Annotated in this window: 18 protein-coding genes; 1 reads left to right on the top strand and 17 read right to left on the bottom strand. The window is 52.3% G+C overall.

Translation table 11 applies throughout. The annotated features are described in order from the left end of the window. A partial coding sequence (locus tag RTN40_RS20005; protein WP_312229907.1) for a hypothetical protein occupies positions 1-243 on the top strand: 243 nt, incomplete at its 5' end. On the opposite strand, the gene RTN40_RS20000 is transcribed toward RTN40_RS20005, so the two are convergent. The 17 genes from RTN40_RS20000 to pcoB form a co-directional block, all read right to left on the bottom strand. Next, positions 231-1,232: a tyrosine-type recombinase/integrase gene (locus RTN40_RS20000; RefSeq protein ID WP_006781417.1), complete on the bottom strand. Its 1,002-nt coding sequence runs from the start codon at positions 1,230-1,232 to the stop codon at positions 231-233. The genes RTN40_RS20005 and RTN40_RS20000 overlap by 13 nt on opposite strands. 57 nt (positions 1,233-1,289) lie before the next feature. Further along, positions 1,290-2,933, bottom strand: coding sequence for a conjugal transfer nickase/helicase domain-containing protein (locus RTN40_RS19995; protein WP_006781415.1), 1,644 nt, complete (start codon positions 2,931-2,933; stop codon positions 1,290-1,292). A gap of 66 nt (positions 2,934-2,999) precedes the next feature. Next, a complete protein-coding gene (locus tag RTN40_RS19990; RefSeq protein ID WP_006781413.1) occupies positions 3,000-4,508 on the bottom strand; it encodes a UvrD-helicase domain-containing protein in 1,509 nt (502 codons plus the stop codon). A 128-nt stretch (positions 4,509-4,636) separates the two neighbouring features. Further along, positions 4,637-5,320 carry an N-6 DNA methylase gene (locus tag RTN40_RS19985; RefSeq protein WP_006781411.1) on the bottom strand — a complete coding sequence of 228 codons (684 nt, stop codon included), beginning with the start codon at positions 5,318-5,320 and terminating at the stop codon, positions 4,637-4,639. Between the two features lie 108 nt (positions 5,321-5,428). Continuing rightward, positions 5,429-6,361 (bottom strand): DUF1281 domain-containing protein, encoded by a 933-nt coding sequence (locus RTN40_RS19980; RefSeq protein ID WP_006781409.1) that lies wholly within the window; start codon positions 6,359-6,361, stop codon positions 5,429-5,431. Between the two features lie 105 nt (positions 6,362-6,466). Then, a complete protein-coding gene (locus tag RTN40_RS19975; protein ID WP_006781408.1) occupies positions 6,467-7,453 on the bottom strand; it encodes an ArdC family protein in 987 nt (328 codons plus the stop codon). 81 nt (positions 7,454-7,534) lie between these two features. Next, positions 7,535-7,882, bottom strand: coding sequence for a hypothetical protein (locus tag RTN40_RS19970; protein ID WP_006781405.1), 348 nt, complete (start codon positions 7,880-7,882; stop codon positions 7,535-7,537). Between the two features lie 67 nt (positions 7,883-7,949). Beyond that, positions 7,950-8,552, bottom strand: a complete 603-nt coding sequence (locus tag RTN40_RS19965) for a DUF3085 domain-containing protein (RefSeq protein WP_006781404.1) — start codon at positions 8,550-8,552, stop codon at positions 7,950-7,952. Positions 8,553-8,627: 75 nt separating this feature from the next. Next, on the bottom strand, positions 8,628-9,275 hold the full coding sequence (locus RTN40_RS19960; RefSeq protein WP_006781402.1) for a hypothetical protein: 648 nt from the start codon (positions 9,273-9,275) through the stop codon (positions 8,628-8,630). Positions 9,276-9,359: 84 nt separating this feature from the next. Next, a complete protein-coding gene (locus RTN40_RS19955; protein WP_006781400.1) occupies positions 9,360-9,725 on the bottom strand; it encodes a hypothetical protein in 366 nt (121 codons plus the stop codon). Positions 9,726-10,187: 462 nt separating this feature from the next. After that, on the bottom strand, positions 10,188-10,556 hold the full coding sequence (locus tag RTN40_RS19950) for a hypothetical protein (protein ID WP_154283625.1): 369 nt from the start codon (positions 10,554-10,556) through the stop codon (positions 10,188-10,190). A gap of 589 nt (positions 10,557-11,145) precedes the next feature. Next, positions 11,146-12,126, bottom strand: coding sequence for an IS5-like element ISKpn26 family transposase (locus RTN40_RS19945; RefSeq protein WP_020899206.1), 981 nt, complete (start codon positions 12,124-12,126; stop codon positions 11,146-11,148). 197 nt (positions 12,127-12,323) lie between these two features. After that, positions 12,324-13,724: a copper resistance membrane spanning protein PcoS gene (pcoS, locus tag RTN40_RS19940; RefSeq protein ID WP_006785898.1), complete on the bottom strand. Its 1,401-nt coding sequence runs from the start codon at positions 13,722-13,724 to the stop codon at positions 12,324-12,326. Continuing rightward, complete coding sequence (gene pcoR, locus RTN40_RS19935; RefSeq protein ID WP_001188930.1) at positions 13,721-14,401, bottom strand: copper response regulator transcription factor PcoR; 681 nt, start codon at positions 14,399-14,401, stop codon at positions 13,721-13,723. The genes pcoS and pcoR overlap by 4 nt, the downstream gene beginning before the upstream one ends. Positions 14,402-14,455: 54 nt before the next feature. Beyond that, a complete protein-coding gene (pcoD, locus tag RTN40_RS19930) occupies positions 14,456-15,334 on the bottom strand; it encodes a copper resistance inner membrane protein PcoD (RefSeq protein ID WP_229692861.1) in 879 nt (292 codons plus the stop codon). A 55-nt stretch (positions 15,335-15,389) separates the two neighbouring features. Further along, complete coding sequence (pcoC, locus tag RTN40_RS19925; protein WP_000025662.1) at positions 15,390-15,770, bottom strand: copper resistance system metallochaperone PcoC; 381 nt, start codon at positions 15,768-15,770, stop codon at positions 15,390-15,392. Between the two features lie 39 nt (positions 15,771-15,809). Continuing rightward, the gene (pcoB, locus tag RTN40_RS19920; protein WP_006785895.1) at positions 15,810-16,700 is read right to left on the bottom strand and encodes a copper resistance outer membrane transporter PcoB; all 891 of its coding nucleotides are present in this window, start codon (positions 16,698-16,700) and stop codon (positions 15,810-15,812) included.

Raw genomic sequence — 16,700 nt, 5'->3', positions numbered from 1 at the left:
GGGATTGAAAATCCCCGTGTCGGTGGTTCGATTCCGCCTCCGGGCACCACTATTCGAAGCACGCTGGTCAGAGGTGAGAAAACTGACGGGCGTTTAACGGGAGTGGTACTTGTTGATGTTGATCCTCACATCAGCATACATCAAGAAGTTACCCTCTCGATTAGGGAGCCTGCTGACACAGGCTCCCTTTTCTCGATCACTGTGAATAATTACAATGACGTGACTGAATGTCAACCATTGTAAAACATCTCTTCAGCCTTATCGGTGTAAAGTGCCATTTCCTTTTCCAGCGCCTGGCTCACAATATCCATACTGATATCAACATATTCCATTGTTGTACTCACGTTGCGGTGCCCCAGCAATCCCTTAACCAGCTGCAGGTTTCGTTCAGGCGAGCTCATCAGTGTCGTGGCAAGGGTGTGCCTGAACCGGTGGGGAGAAACATCAAATCCGCACTCTTTTGACAGTCTACGAAAAAAAGAGCGTAACGGTTGCAGCGATGGTTTTTCCGAAAGAGACGCCCTTTCTGCAGGCGAAGAGACAAACCGCTCATAGTGAAAAAGCGCATCATTATTGCCGGCACCGCAGTCCCTTGCACGCTGAAGCAATGCTTCCAGTCTCGGTCGTAAATGACTGACAACGGGAACCCGCCATTCCCGGTACGTTTTACTGCCTTCCGCTCTTAATTCAATCCACCCATCGTCAAGAGACACATCTTTTAGACGTATATGGAGCAGTTGATTTTGCCGCATACCAGTGTAACGCAAGGTGTCCAGGACAGTCAGCCAGTACCATACTGGCCTCAGAGCGCATTTAGATTCGGTTCTGGGCTCAGAAGCAAATTGCTGCATAGTTAGCCAGATTTTTGTCATCTGGTTTTTTGTTAGCGTTTTTTTACGCTTCTTGTCCTGTTTGACCGATACGCCATTGAAGGGATTTTTACTTAAGTTCGTCAGTTGAGAAGTGATGGCAAAATTATACAGGGCACGCATATGGCTGACCTTATTGTTCCAGGTATGTGCAGAAAGGCACTGCTTCTTGAGCACATGCCTTCGCCACTCAAGCACATCGCGACTGGTTATGCCGTAAGGCGGACAGGCTTCCCCGATATGCTTCCTGAAACCACGAACAACCTTCTTATAACTCCACTCGGTATCTTCGCGCAGCGATTTACAGAAAAAGTACTCATCCATAAGTTCCTGCCAGAGCCAGTCAGCACTATTTTCGTTCATTTTTTCCATTCCTCTCTTAGTAACAGTAACGCACCAGATGTCAGACCGACGTTGTGGTCAGGGGAACAAAATGAACTGACTGTCCTGAGGGATGGTCTTTCTGTATACCCGCCTGCTTTTCACCAGGTAGCCTTTTACCCGTTTGAACCTCCCGGACTTGTCGGGTGTATCGTAAAGCTGAGCAAAATAAAATCTCCTGTTATCACGACGCTTATGCAGGTTAAGTCGCTCAAAAGAAGCCTGAATGCTTTCCCGTTGAATAGTCGAACCAGTGGCCTTAAGGTAGTCGAAAAAGATACCGGGGACGGGTAAAAAGACATAGCCGGCAATAACATGGATTTTGTCTGCTTTACCATTAAAACTAATATCTCCCCGATTGAGTCCCTCCCGGAGCCAGTCAAAAAACTGTTCTCCTTCCGCTACGTCAGTACCGGAGACTGCTACGGGTACGGAATCTGATCTTTCATCACATTTGTTAACAATTGCAACCTGAGAATAGTCCGAGTTTCCTTTTGCAGACGGTTCCTTTTCATTTGCGGGGTCTTCTATCTTTTCAAGGGGTTCTGACGATTGCTGTTCCTCTGCAATCACAACGGACACGCCTGCCTGTACCTCACCTTCATTTTCTGAAGCTTTAGCATCTCCTGACATGTCGAAAAGAGAAAGGAGAGCATCAGCATCATCTTCAGAGGGCAGAGAGTCAGAGCCAGTACTTTTTTCGATTTCGCTTAAAACACTTTCTGCTTCGTTTTCTTCACGGCTTTTAACTGGTGAATCACTAAGCTGAGTGGGGTTATCAATACCTGTGGCAAGTGTAAAGATCTCAGGGGAAGATGGATCAGTTGCCCCGCTCAGAGCTGTTTGTTCAGATAACATATCTGTAGGTAAAACCGTAGCGCCCCCCTCATTTGAAAGGGCTGTATTTACTGGAATTTCACCTGCATAAGAACCTAAAATTTCCGCAGGTTTCCTCTCCATCAGAGGAGACTCTGTTTTCTCAGCTGCTTGTTTCATCAGGCTTCGGATCAACGGCATTGCCGGATGCTGGTTCCATAAGGCCCCGGCAAGATTGCCCAGAGCTTCGGGATTTTCTGCCAGCCAGCCTGTCGCTTCCGCTGGCATAAGTTGTCCGGCTGCCAGCGCTGCAAAAGCTGAGGAGTTGTCAGCTTCCCGGAAGCGAAATCGATAAGGCGAGTCCGGAACGGTTATTCCCGGAAGCCAGCTTTTACCATCAAGCAGCTCCCCCTCCAGAGACGCCAGGAGCGGCAAATGCCAGAACAGTGCAGACCAGAAAATGACCGTATTCCACATCACGTTTTGCTCTGCCTGCTCTTCTGGCGCAGCTCCGGGTGGAAACATGTATCCTTTGGCCAGTCTGACCGCACAGGTTGTGAACTGCAGCGTAAGGTCCCCGAAGCCGTCTGACTGCGACCACCTTCCCTGCTGTGTTGCCGGCACATTCTGTACCCTGGCCAGTAAGCCATGCAGTGGCGTTATATAAAACCGGTGATAAACATCCGCCGGAAGTGAGCTGTTTTCCCATATTTGTTGCAGGCAGGTTTTTCTCAACGGGCTACAGCACAGCGTATCGACCGTACGCGGAGCGTGGTAGCCGGCAGGTGTGAAAGCGGATACATGACGTGCTGGTTCCGGTTCACCTTTTGAAAACAGAAACCTCAGAGTCCTGATTCTGTCGCGCATGATTTTCTCCTGGTATAGGGCTGCCCAGTGTTGTGACACTCCCCGCGCTTCACCATAAAAAACCAGTTACTCATTCTCAGAAGTTTTTCCCGTTTCTTCGTGGCTGTCGGCACTCTCTCCATTTCCGGACGGTACGGTTTCGTACGTCGTCTCGCGGTTTTTCCCGCCTTCATCGCTCAGCCAGCGCATCAACTCGTTAAGCACGAGCGTTCTTCTGGCCCGGGTGACAGCCACGTACAGCAGGTTGGTCTCATCCTGCCGCTCATCCTGCGAAAGAAGCGGGTCGGTAATGTCGGTAAAATCCTCACTCAGCATCACCACCGGCCATTCGAGCCCCTTGCTGCGGTGTGCGGTTGAAACCGTGACCTGAGCCTCTTTTTCATGAGTGACGACCTGACGGCGCATAATGGCCAGCTTTTGAGGGAGCGGGAAAAAGTCATCGAGCAGGCGAATAGCCTGGTTCATCTCCACGTCCTGCGTGGCTTTGGCTATCGAGCAGTACTCGTCAAAATCCCGGTAGTCCCGGCTGAAGCGCGGGGACTGCATCTTTTCAGGCATATCGGCGGAGAACCAGTACAGATCCTCAAGCTCTTCGGTCTTGTAGCCTTCAATCCCGCCGACCCAGAAGACCTTTTTCTCCATGAGACTTGCCGTTAAAGCACTCCCAATCACACCGGATACCGTCCGGCTCAGTACAGCAATGTGCTCAGTTCCCTCCGGAATTCGGGTCACCACACTGTCTTCCCCCCCGTTGCCTGTTACCTGTTTATCTTCACCGGCACGGTCCAGCAGGATGTTGGCCATACGCGCGACCTCAGGGCCAAAACGAAAACTCGCCGTCAGCCACAATTTGTCTGCCTGCGCCAGCTGAGGGGCATTGAGCGCGTTATCCGCCCCGCGAAAGCGGTAAATCTGCTGGTAGCGGTCGCCGACCAGGATGACCCGGCAGGGCTGATTCAGTACAAACGCACTGGTCACCGGGTTAGCGTCCTGCGCCTCATCGAAAAGGATGGTATCCCAGCGTGTTGATAAATCAGGATGTGAAAGCTGGAAAAGTTTAAGGTAGGTGTCGTGCGTGACGGGAAAGGTTGAATCAGTACGGCTCATTTCATACCAGAGGATTTGGATTGCCCCCAGAATTTTACCGGCATCGAGACCGTGGCGATCATCCTCAGACGGCAGATGTATCAGCCCCGGCTCAGTATCTGCACTGCAGAGGAACATGTTCAGCCCGCTTAGCGCCAGCCGCGCCAGCGGCCAGTGGCGGGTATTGAGCTTGCGGGCCACATCCGTAATGCGCAGACTGGCTGTCAGCCGGTCACGGAAATGCCTGCCGAAACGGGCCCATGCCAGCTGATGCGACGTTTTACACTCTACGTTATAGGGGAATTTGCGTTCAGCCTCATCCCGCACAGCGCGATTATAGGCAAGGTAAAGCATCTTACTTTCCGGGTTGGCTTCAGCGTAGTTCACTAACGTGGAGGTTTTGCCTGTGCCTGCAAACGCATTTACCACAAGATGATTACCCTTCCATTCGATGATGGCGTTTTGTTCGGCTGTTGTTTTCCAGGTCACTGTGTTCTCCCGCAGCAGCAGATGTGAAAAAAAACAGCCTGACAGCGGGAAGAGTTCACTACGATAAAAAACCAGATACCGTGCTTCAGAAATAAAAAACGCTCCCGGGCGGGAGCGTGTGGATGTGATTATGCCGCCTGCAAGTACCGTGGATCCAGACGAACAGGCCAGCCGCCGAGATAGTGCCCGGGGGTATAGAGTATCCGGCGTCGTTCATTCGCCAGGGTATTACCTACCACCACTTCGCCGGCAATCCCGCACAGGGACAGCTGTATGTAAGCCATTCCGGCCGCAAGCGGATCGATATCTGTCGCGGATACCCACAGATACCGGTGCGGTGGCCACCCCGCCTTTTGCAGAACATCAGCAAATGCCAGCACCATGCAGCCGGCACCGCACGCAGGTTCACTCAGGGTGATGAAGGGTTTGTCACGGAACAACGCTTCAGTGTCGCCCAGCTGCATGGCCGCCATCATTCTGGCCACGTCCCAGGGCGTGAAAAACTGCCCCCTGTATTTGTCACCCAGCTCCAGCTGCATAAAGACGCGGCCAAGGAAGTCCCCGGGCGCTTCACCCAGCCCGTTAACAACGTGGGCCAGCAGCTGCGCCATGCGCGTGACGTCCTCCTTTTCGTATCCACCGACTATACGCAGATACTTTTGCTCCTGCGCTTCACTGAAGTGAAGCCGGTTTTCCAGCGCGATGACGCTGCAGCTGATGAAGTCTTCAAACACTTTAAACCGGTGATGATACCGGGCCGTCTGACTGAACAACTTAACAAAGGCTTTTTCGTGGTTAATCATGCCAGGCATGCGTCTTCTCCATAAAAAAAGGGAACACGCACCCTGACCAGGGGACGTGTCCCCTGAGGGTAAAAAGCCACGGCATTGCCGTGGCTGGGTTAACGGAGGAACAGGCTTTTACCCCCGGACCTCACGATAAGATGCTGCTTCCTGAGTCGATAACGCCGGCTCATCGCTGACGAGATAAAGCACCTGACCGGGCTGAGACGCGCCGGCCGCACCTTTGTGTCCGTCGACATGTTCGCCGCCGTCATAGCAGTCGTAACCGCTGAGCCCGCTCACGGGCTCGCTGTAGCTGTGACGCACCTCGCAGTCAAATACCGCAGAAATTTCCCCGACAACCTCACCTGACGGCGGAAGCCAGGGCGTATCCATCTGCAGCGTAAGACTGTTTGGCGAATGCCGCTGCCAGTTGACATTGTGCCCGGCAGGCCACTCCATGCCGTACTGCCGGCAGTAGAGGCTGGTTGTGGTCGATACGCCTGACATCAGCCCTCCGGAACCGTTCAGCTCTGCTGCCAGCCGCGTAGGTATGACGGCCAGCATATCGCAGGGCTGGGAGCGTTCAGGATACTGGCTGAGCCGCTCCCAGGCAGTTGCGGCATCAGACTCATCGCCGGCGCTGACCAGACCAAACCAGTCGGTGTATTGCCTGGCAATCAGCTCCGCCATAACCTCACGTGCCGGGTCGGGAATATTCTCCCATTTCAGCGCGCCCAGACCTGACTGGTGATACAGCCGGTCAATGGCCCGGATGGTTTCCGCATCGAGGATGGCATCCTTCAGCAGGAGCGCCAGCCAGCTTTCAAACGCCTGATTGGCCGCAGTGGAAAGCCCTGTGCCTGCACGGACCAGCCCCTGACAGGGCGGATACGACGTTGTGCGCACCGGCTTGAGTATCCCCGCCGCGCCAGCCAGAAAAAGCTGTATGCTCTGCTGCACTGCGTGGCGGTGACGCGGTACGTCAGTTCCGTTTATCCACTGCAGCATGACATCAATGCAGACGGATTTACCGGTGATTTCCAGGCGGTTATGACACCATTCGGACATAGTGAATACTCCTCTTTCATAAAAAAAAGAGGACACAGCCCCGTGAGGAGCGGTGTCCTCACGGGAGGGCGACAGTTACGGAATAACCGCCACCGGATAAGTTAATTACGCCGCCACAGCCTGACTTTCAGGCAGTGCCAGTAGATATTCCGACGCTTCCCGGGCATGCCGGCAGGCGCGGAACAGGGCCTTTTTGTCAGATTTCAGCACCTTCAGCCAGTGGTCCACATAGCTGTCGTGCTGAACCTCACCGAATACCCCGAGTTGGGCACACAAAAACGCACTGCCCATTTCGGCGATGAGCTCCTCAAAGGCATACACCGGGTCCCCGAACTTGCGGGATGAGGAGGTTATCCCCTCCCGGTTAAGTCGCTTCGCATGACCGGTACTGTGTACCAGTTCATGCAGCAGCGTGGACCAGCAGTCCGCCTCCGTAAAAAACTGCTCAGCCACCGGCATCACAATTTCATCCGTCAGCGGACGGTAATAAGCCCGGTTCTGAGGCAGCATCCGGTGTTTAACCCCTGTGGCGTTAAACATCCGGATCACCCTGTTCATCACGTCCGGGCTGAGTATGCCGTCCTCATCCACCGTCGGCGGTTGCTCAGGTGAAGCCGCAACCTCTGCCGGCAACCCCTCACACTGCTCAGCGTTGAACAGCTGCAGGGGTTTAAGCATCGGCACGGTTTCCATCAGCGGTTTACCGTCACTGTCATAAAGGCGGTTGCCTTCGCGATCCTCCGCCTGCTTCGTCCAGTCCTTATAAACCACCGCCAGGGTGGCTTTCTCACCCTTACGCACCTGCCCGCCAGCCTGCTGCGCCTGCCGGTAAGTCATCCAGCGGTTATTGCGAAAACCCTGCTCTTCCGCTGACATCCAGAGAAGCAGGACATTCACGCCGCTGTAGTGACGTCCGGTTGTGGCATTTAGGGGCAGACCGGCCAGACCGATGCCGGCAGCCGCGCGCCACGGCTTACGCCAGGGCGCGACGCCGTTTTCCAGAGCGACAACAATGCGGTCGGTGATCTGACGATAAAGGTCAGTATGTTTTGCCGGACGGCGGGCCGCCTTGTGTGAAGTCGTTTTTTTCATGAGATATACCTTTAATCAGAGGCATACCCCTGCGCCGGCGGGCGCAGAGATACGCCCGTCGACGGGAAATTCAGAAGTCAGTTACCATGCGGCATAAAACCACAGGTATTCATGTTCAAAGTCAAAATCACTGAGCAGGCTTTCCAGCCTGTCACGCAGGGTGAAAACGTACTGCAGCCGGCGCTGAAGAAGCTGATTATCCTCATTCCCCTCTGTAAATGTCGCAATCGCACAGTCCAGCCTCTCTTTCAGTTGCTGAATATGCTCGCGTGACAGTTCCAGACAGGTCGCGTTTTCCACCTCACCGACATGCTTATCCACCCAGGTAATCAGTGAAAAATCGCGGCTCAGTTCATACACCGGATGATACGGTGCCGGTACTGCGACGATCTGCCTGTGCTGGCTGTAGAGAAAAATATCCAGTCCCATACGGGCCTCCTTCGGTTCAGAAAGAGGCAGGAACCTTTCCGGCAGGAAAAGTCCCTGCCGGGGTGAGTTAACGTCCGGTTATTCGCAGCGCCCCCTGCGGGGTCACCTGCGATAACCTGGCCTGCAGCCTGCCACAGGCGTTCAGAAAGGTTTGATGATCTTCAGGCTTCGCCCGCTTACAACTGATGAAGGCCGCCTGCTTTAGCAGACGCACGGCGTTTTCACGCCAGCGGCAGAGTTCATCAGGCCCGACACAGGCATTGAAGTGACAGACTGCACTCGCCAGAAGCTGATCGGCTTTCTGGCGGTACTGCGCGACTTTCACCCGGTCAGTCGCTGCGGTGAGCACCTGTATCTGTGTGTCGGTAATCAGGATCCTCAGGTCCGTCCTGCCGGACAGTACAGAGGTGGCTACCGCGTCGCTTATCGACAGTGATTCAATGAAATCATCGCCGCCGGCAAGCAGGCGTGCCGTGTCGTACCAGTCCTCATTTTTCTGAGGGTGACACCCTGTGGCATACGCAATACGCGGCACCGGATCGTTGCCCTGCCAGGCACCGGTGGCCGGCATAAGATAAACACCCTCATCCTTTGCCAGGTGAAGCTGACCTCCCTGCATGCGGGCGGCCAGCAGGACGTTCGTCAGGTCTTTGTTGTCGAAAAAAAGCATGGGGCTCTCCTTTAAAAACGGGAGAGCCGCCCCGTCCGGAGTGATCTCTCCCGACGGGGTTAAAGTCAGTACTGTTTACAGCGCGTCAGTTTTTTCCGCGACCCGCTTCAGTTCATACAGCTGAAATTCAGCCTCCGTAAACGCATTCCAGTCGTCGTTGCTCAGCACACGCTCACCACCGCAGAGCAGCTGCAGCAGCAGGGAATCAAACGCGTCACCACGCACCGGCGTTTTCAGTACCGGCTGAGGCGCGGTCAGCGTCGGCTGCTCAGGCAGGCCGAGATGTCGCTCAATCCAGCGTAACGGTAACGCCCAGCTGCGGCCTTCGTCAGAAGAATGTATCCGAAAGCTGCCCGGACACAGGTTATGCAGCAGGACCATCACAATGCGTGCAAAGAAATCGCAGGGCTGATGCTGAAAATCCAGCTCCTGGATACTCAGCGTATTGCGGTTGCGCTCACGCTCAATCGTCATGTTGACCGGCCAGACACTGCCGCCTGTGTCGCCACAAAACGCCATGACATCAGCAACCGGAAAGAGGTCAGCCGCGCGATTAAGCGACGGCAGATACGTATTCCCCGGACGCAGACGCACCGGCAGTTGCCAGAAAGTTTCTGTGACGGCCAGAACGAAAGCATGCCAGTGTCGCAACGGAACCGTGCTGACGTGCTCGATGGTGTAGACAACCGACATGGAAGCCGGCGAAGAAAACAGGTTTTTCATCGATAAATCCTCCGCGAATAAAAAAGGGGGGATTTATCCCCCGGACGGGAGTAAATCCCCGTCAGGGTGTGTTCTTTCTGCTGGTTACATCCGTTCGAGAGCCGCTATAGCCCGATCACACCGGGCATCCTGGATACCTTCATCCACGGCCTTCTCCCAGAAGGGCCGGTTAATTTCTTTTCCCAGCTCGTCCAGCGTGAAGAGCAAATTTTTAGACGTATCAGGCAAAGGCGGAATATCGCCTTCCCCGAGTAAAAAGACAAACCAGCCATAAGCTGTGCCGGTGCCAATGATGGAATCTTCCAGAAACGTCAGTTCATTCGGTTCATCCCGGTCCGTATGAAGATCGAGACGCTGGAATGCCCTTATGCTCAGAAGTTCACTCTCAAGCAGGCAAAGCCAGCTGAGCGTGTCCAGTGGAGTTTTAAGCGTATAAACGTCTGTGTGCATGGGTATATCCTCAGGTAAATAACGGGATATTCCCTCCGACGGAGAGATATCCCCGTCAGGGTCCACAACATTTTTTGACCGGCGTTCATCAACCGATCAGTTCAGTGCATATGAATCAGATTGCTCCTGATACACATATTCAGGATTAAAGCGCAGGCTTTTCAACGCAGCTACCGACAGTGGATCTACGGAATTTATGCCCGAAACGGCCACGCCATCCAGTATGTCGCCAGCCTCCACCCGGGGAGAATATCCGTAATACTGACACCATACACAGAGTTCGGGGTCAGCCGGATCACAATCACCGAGCGGTGCGACAAAAACCTGTTCGCCACAGGAGACGTTATCTCTGAGGATTTCGCCCGGATGAAAACACCACTTACGGGGCCATACTGAGCGGGACATACATCCCGTCGCGTCTCAGACATCGACAGAATACGGAAAGTGACATCGTGCAGTGCTTCAGTCATGAGAATGCCCTCCGGAAAGAAAACGGTAGCGCAGGTGTGCCAGATGCTGTGCCTGACGGCAAGCATGGCGGTATGCGTTTCGACGACCTGTTATTCCCTCAGGAAAGGAAACCGGCAGGCGGTGAAAAACATACTCGGCGCGGTGGCAACCTGTACGAACGGTAAGAAAGACGTTAACGCCCTGGTCTTTGACAGAAGTGATGTGCGCACGGACGGCATAATTGCCCGAACCGTTGACATACCAGCTGCTGTTGCGATGCAGATAAATGAAAGATTTCAATCTCCGGACAGCTGCGTCAGCAGACTGCTGAAGCTGAGTAAGGAGATGTTCAGGGAAAACCGCAAAAGAGATGACAGACATGGTGTTTCTCCATAAAAAAAGGAAACACCTGCCCGACCGGGAAGTGTTTCCCGTCGGGGAGTCAGAAAAAACAACATTCTGACTGTCTGATAAGTTGAAATGACCTCAATCACTGTTCAGCGATATCCGTTTCCAGAGGTTAAACGGATTTACCACCCGAAGGTATCCTCTCTCAGGCTGCGAGGATTTTCCGGTCACCCGAAGGTGTTTCTCTCAGACCGGTGAAACGTTAGCTGCTAGTCACCCGAAGGCGCTCCTCTCAGACTGCCGGAGCATTAGCTGGTTGCATGTAGCAACAAGTAAGCCTGTCTATTTTCAGAGCAAATAGTGAACATGTCAACTGACGAACTGGCACAATATTGTCATTAACTTTTTTTAATAACAGTCCCTAGCCTACGGCTAAGATTATTTATACATTTTCGCTGACTTATATCCTAACTAAGGAAGGTGCGAATAAGCAGGTCATTTCTTCCCAAGCTGACTCGCTGATTAAAATTTCGCGGATCTGGGCCGATTTTTTTCCCGCAAACACATCGAATCAGCCTATTTAGGCTATTTTTTCCACCATTTCTGGCGTTATTTCCGGTTTTTACTGAGATCTCTCCCACTGACGTATCATTTGGTCCACCCGAAACAGGTTGGCCAGGGTGAATAACATCGCCAGTTGGTTATCGTTTTTCAGCAGCCCCTTGTATCTGGCTTTCACGAAGCCGAACTGCCGCTTGATGATGCGAAACGGGTGCTCCCCCCTGGCACGGATGCTGGCTTTCATGTATTCGATGTTGATGGCCGTTTTGTTCTTGCGCGGATGCTGCTTCAAGGTTTTTACCCTGCCGGGACGCTCGGCGATCAGCCAGTCCACATCCACCTCGGCCAGCTCCTCGCGCTGTGGCGCTCCTTGGTAGCCGGCATCGGCTGAGACAAATTGCTCCTCTCCATGAAGCAGATTACCCAGCTGATTGAGGTCATGCTCGTTGGCCGCGGTGGTGACTAGGCTGTGGGTCAGGCCACTCTTGGCATCGACACCAATGTGGGCCTTCATGCCAAAGTGCCACTGATTGCCTTTCTTGGTCTGATGCATCTCCGGATCGCGTTGCTGCTCTTTGTTCTTGGTAGAGCTGGGTGCCTCAATGATGGTGGCATCCACCAAAGTGCCTTGGGTCATCATGACGCCTGCTTCGGCCAGCCAGCGATTGATGGTCTTGAACAATTGACGGGCCAGTTGATGCTGCTCGAGCAGGTGGCGGAAATTCATGATGGTGGTGCGATCCGGCAGGGCGCTATCCAGGGATAATCGGGCAAACAGGCGCATGGAGGCGATTTCGTACAGGGCATCTTCCATGGCACCGTCGCTCAGGTTGTACCAATGCTGCATGCAGTGAATACGCAGCATGGTCTCCAGCGGATAGGGCCGTCGGCCATTGCCCGCCTTGGGATAAAACGGCTCGATGACAGCGGTCATATTCTGCCATGGCAGAATCTGCTCCATGCGGGAGAGGAAAATCTCTTTTCGGGTCTGACGGCGCTTAGTGCTGAATTCACTATCGGCGAAGGTGAGTTGATGGCTCATGATGTCCCTCTGGGATGCGCTCCGGATGAATATGATGATCTCATATCAGGAACTTGTTCGCACCTTCCCTAGGAACCGGGCGATTGAATTATCACGCTGTCCTGATTTATGGCTGATTATAAAAAACCGCCTCTGTTTATCGCGTGACTGAACGATGACATTTTTGTCACCTTCCGGGTTTCTCCTGAATAACGGTATTAATCCATTAACAGACGCACACTGAACACAATTTCCCGCCCCTGCTGTTCTGCTGACAGCTCGCCGCCGTGAGCATGAATGATCGACCTTGTAATTGATAATCCCAGCCCCGCGCCTTCCGTGTTGTAGAACCTTGATGAGTCTGCGCGATAGAACCGGTCAAACAAACGTTCCAGATTAGCGGGAACCTGGCCGGATATCGTATTCGTAATCATCACGTTCACACAGTCACTGTCACGCTCAAGGTGTATCGCTGTACAGGTGTTATCGGGAGAATACTTGATTGCATTGGAAAGCAGGTTACTGAAAGCACGTCGGAGCATATCGCTGTCTCCGGCAACAACGCCCTCTCCTTCAACCGTGATTGTCTTTCCTGTTTCGTCTGCCAGGGGCTCGAACAACTCACGTAATTCATTCAGTTCGGCTGCCAGATCCACATCATGTTTATCCAGCCGCAGCAGACCATGCTCTGAACGTGCCAGAAAAAGCATGTCACTGGTCATTCGTGACAACCTTTTCAGTTCTTCCAGGTTAGCGAATAAAATTTCGCGGTAATGCGAAACATCCCTTTCCTTAGCCAGTGCAAACTGCGTCTGCATCATCAGATTACTGACTGGTGTGCGCAGCTCATGCGCGATGTCAGACGAGAAATCTGACAGTTTCCGGAATGCCCCCTCCAGGCGATCAAACATATTATTGAACTCCTGCATGGTCTCAGAGATTTCCGGCGGAGCCAGATCGGGATTTAGACGCTGATCCAGGCTGTGTACGGTCATGGAGGAAGCCAGACTGGTCATTTCCCGTAGCGGTTTCAGACCAATACGTGTGGTCAGCCAGCCCAGAAAAACAGAAATAAAGACCAGACCGATATTGAACCAGAACAGCCAGGTACTGAGTTTGTCCATAAACAGGGTGTGATACCCAGTATCCGTGGCAACCGTAATGATGACATGTTTGCTTTTACCCTGTTCCGGCGTCACGGCAACCCGCCGCGAGATACTGCGGTACACGGTGTTATTTTCTTCCGTCTGGATCATATAGTCGAGAATATCACCCGACTTATTAAGCAGGACCGCTGGAACAACAGAATTTTTGGCATAGAGTTCAACAATTTTTTCATTTTCCATGTTTTTTATAGAAATGAATAAGCCATTGTGCCCCACCATCGCATCGTTTATTTTTTCTGATAATGACTTAATATCCGTTTTGTTCCTGAACGTCTCTGTTTTAAGAAACTCTTCGGTGAGCTGAAGTTTACCTGTCAGAAAATCGCGGTCCTGATTATCGAAATAGCCATTAAGGGTGCTAATCAGGATAAAACTTGATAACCACCATACCGTAAGCATCACCGCAGAAAAAATCAGGCTCAGGCGTGTGGTCAGGGAAATTTTGAACCTCACTCTTCTCTGATCTCCAGGACATATCCGGCACCGCGAACGGTATGGATCAGTTTTGGCTCAAAGTCATCATCAATTTTACTTCTCAGACGTCTCACGGCGACATCAATCACATTCGTATCACTGTCAAAATTCATGTTCCAGACCAGGGACGAGATAAGACTCCTGGGTAACACTTCTCCGGTGCGTTGCAGCAGCAACTCAAGCAGAACGTATTCTTTACCGGTGAGATGGATCTTCTTCCCCGAACGGATCACGGTCCGGCGCACCATATCAACGGTCATATCGGCGATGGTGCAGACTGTTGCGGCCTGCGAGCGTGCCCGGCGCAGTAGGGTTCTTACACGTGCAACCAGCTCCGTAAAATCAAAGGGCTTAATCAGGTAGTCATCTGCGCCAAGCTCCAGTCCTTTCACTTTGTCCCGCACGTTGTCCTTTGCGGTTAAAAACAGGACCGGTTCTTCGTGCCCGGACTCCCTCAGTGCGCTGATGATTTGCCACCCGTCGAGGAAAGGCAGCATCACGTCCAGTATTATCAAATCATACTGTCCCTTCGACGCGGCCCCGAGACCATCGCGGCCATTATTAAAGAGATCGGCCTGATAGCCTTCCTCAACCAGTCCCTGCTGCAGGTAACGACCTGTTTTTTGTTCGTCTTCAACGATTAAAATACGCTGCATGGTCAACTCGCTGATATGAAAGTAAAAATCTCACGCATGAGCTTTGGCTGTCCCCTAGCTGACCTGAGACGGAGCAAGCATTCCGAGCCACGCTACGGCGCCCAGAATGATAATCGCAACAACGAATTCTGTCAGGATGCTGTTTCGCATCAGGGCAACGCTGCGATCATAATTCCCTTCCCTGACCATAACTTCAAGCCGGGGACCCAGGTGAAACCGGTTTGCTGCAGCCAGAAGAAGCATCAGAACAAACAGAGCCGTCTTGGCAAGCAATATCCTCCCCCAGGAACTGTTGAATAAGGGAGTTAAGTTACCCTCAGCAATATACAGATAGTTGACCAGCGCACTCAGGATCAGGGCTACAACAATCACCGTTCCTGCCGTGGCAAATTTTGCCAGGGAGTCAGATATCACAATGACGCTCTGTGCATTATGCTCGTTTCTGCGCATCAGCAGGATAGCAAATGCAACCAGAGCACCTGTCCAGGCACCTGCAGCGCCGAGATGGGTCAGATCGCTCAGTAAATGGAGATAGTAATGCAGACCGTCATGCATAACGGCGTGTCCTCCCCAGGCAAGTGTAGCCAGCGCCACGCCCCCACTCATCGTCATCAGCAGGCAGGACAATACTCTCTTATTAGTGTAAAGGAACAAAGCACCGAGTGTGGTAAACAGGGCACAGAGCCTGACAATCCAGCTAATACCCACATCAGTTTCTTCTATCACCATCTCGATAACATGGATGGATAATTCTCTGAGGTCAGTTACTCCACTCATGGCATTAGATACCAGGAGCATATTAATGCCAGTAAGAATGATGCCTGTAACAACAGCAAAGGTTATAAACGACCTGAAATTAGTCAGGTTATAGGTTTCATGTCTGACACCGCTTATTCCATATATCTGAAAAAATGGCAATCCAAATATTACCATCAAATCCAGATAAAGAAGAAAACGAATAACAATCATAATCAGGTCGTTCATAATATTACTTCACTGTAAAGGTGTAATTACCGGTAATAGGGTGCGTATCTGAAGAAACCGCGCGCCAGTCAACACGATAAGTGCCAGCGGGTAAAGGCTCTCGCGGAATAATGACCATCGATTTAGGGTCAGCGCCTGGCGCCACTTTTGCCGCGACCGGCATCGGAGAATGTGATGACATGCCTTTCATACCCGTCATCGTTAATTTTGCACCTGAGAATTTCACGGTCAGATTTTCCGAGAAATTAAGCTGAATCTTTTCCGGGGCCGCTACGGCTGAATCAGCCTGTGGCACAGAGCTTTTTAATTCCGGATGGGCCATAGCAGAGAAAGCAACGCCCATAACGAGGCCACCTGTAAGAATGGCTTTATTTAAAATCGACATTTTATTTACCTGTTTAGTTGAGTGTTTTATATCAGTGCGTTAAAACCAGATTCTGGCTCCCGCCAGGAATACTACCTGATGGTCTTTCTCACCTTCTCTTTTCGCCATATCGGATGTTTTCCCGTAAAGTTGATTCCAGGAAACGCCTATATAGGGTGCAAACTCACGGCGTATTTCATAGCGCAGCCGGAGCCCCAGCTCTGTGTCAGTCAGTCCCCTGCCGCGACCCCGCGATTCATCATCCTGACTGTAGAAATTCACCTCATAGGATGGCTGGAGTATGAGCCGGTTAGTCAGTAAAACGTCGTATTCTCCTCCCAGACGAAGGGCTGCTTTTCCGCCATTACTGACAAAACCCGAAATTTCAGACTCAAAATTATAGAGTGCCAGCCCCTGAAAACCGACAGCAGCCCAGGTCCGGGCAGAAGCAGGTCTGAAATCCTGCCTGACACCCGCAACCAAATCCCACCATGGGCCAACCGCATGTCCCCAGAGTAACTGCGCTTCAGCCGCCTCCGTTTCCCCATTGCTTCGTTCACCTTCACTCTTTAGCCAAATCCGATCTGTGTCGCCTCCAATCCAGCTGTTAACACTCCAGCTGAAATTGTTGGTGTTATCCGACCGTTGCCATTCCAGTTGATCCAGCAGAACCAGATAATTAATCGCACTGTCGTGAATCGCATGCCCCTGTAAATTGCCGAATGCAGCCTTCCGGTCGGCATCGGTAACAGGCGGAATTGGCGTTCTGCTCTCAGTTACAATGGGCTCCATTGACGTCATCTCAGTGAAATTCTCATCTGCTGGCATCTGCATGGCAGACATGTCGTGCCCGGCGTGGGGATCTGCAGAGACGGAGCCCGCCGCAATAGAAAGCTGTGAGGTAAACAAACCGGCGACCAGAACAGGTATGGCCTTCAAATTTCTCTTCAT

This window comes from Pseudescherichia sp. (genome assembly GCF_031987975.1).
In the GTDB taxonomy this organism is placed as follows: Bacteria; Pseudomonadota; Gammaproteobacteria; order Enterobacterales; family Enterobacteriaceae; genus Pseudescherichia.
The sequence above is the reverse complement of the archived record's forward strand: the minus strand, read 5'-3'. Positions and strand labels throughout refer to the sequence as shown.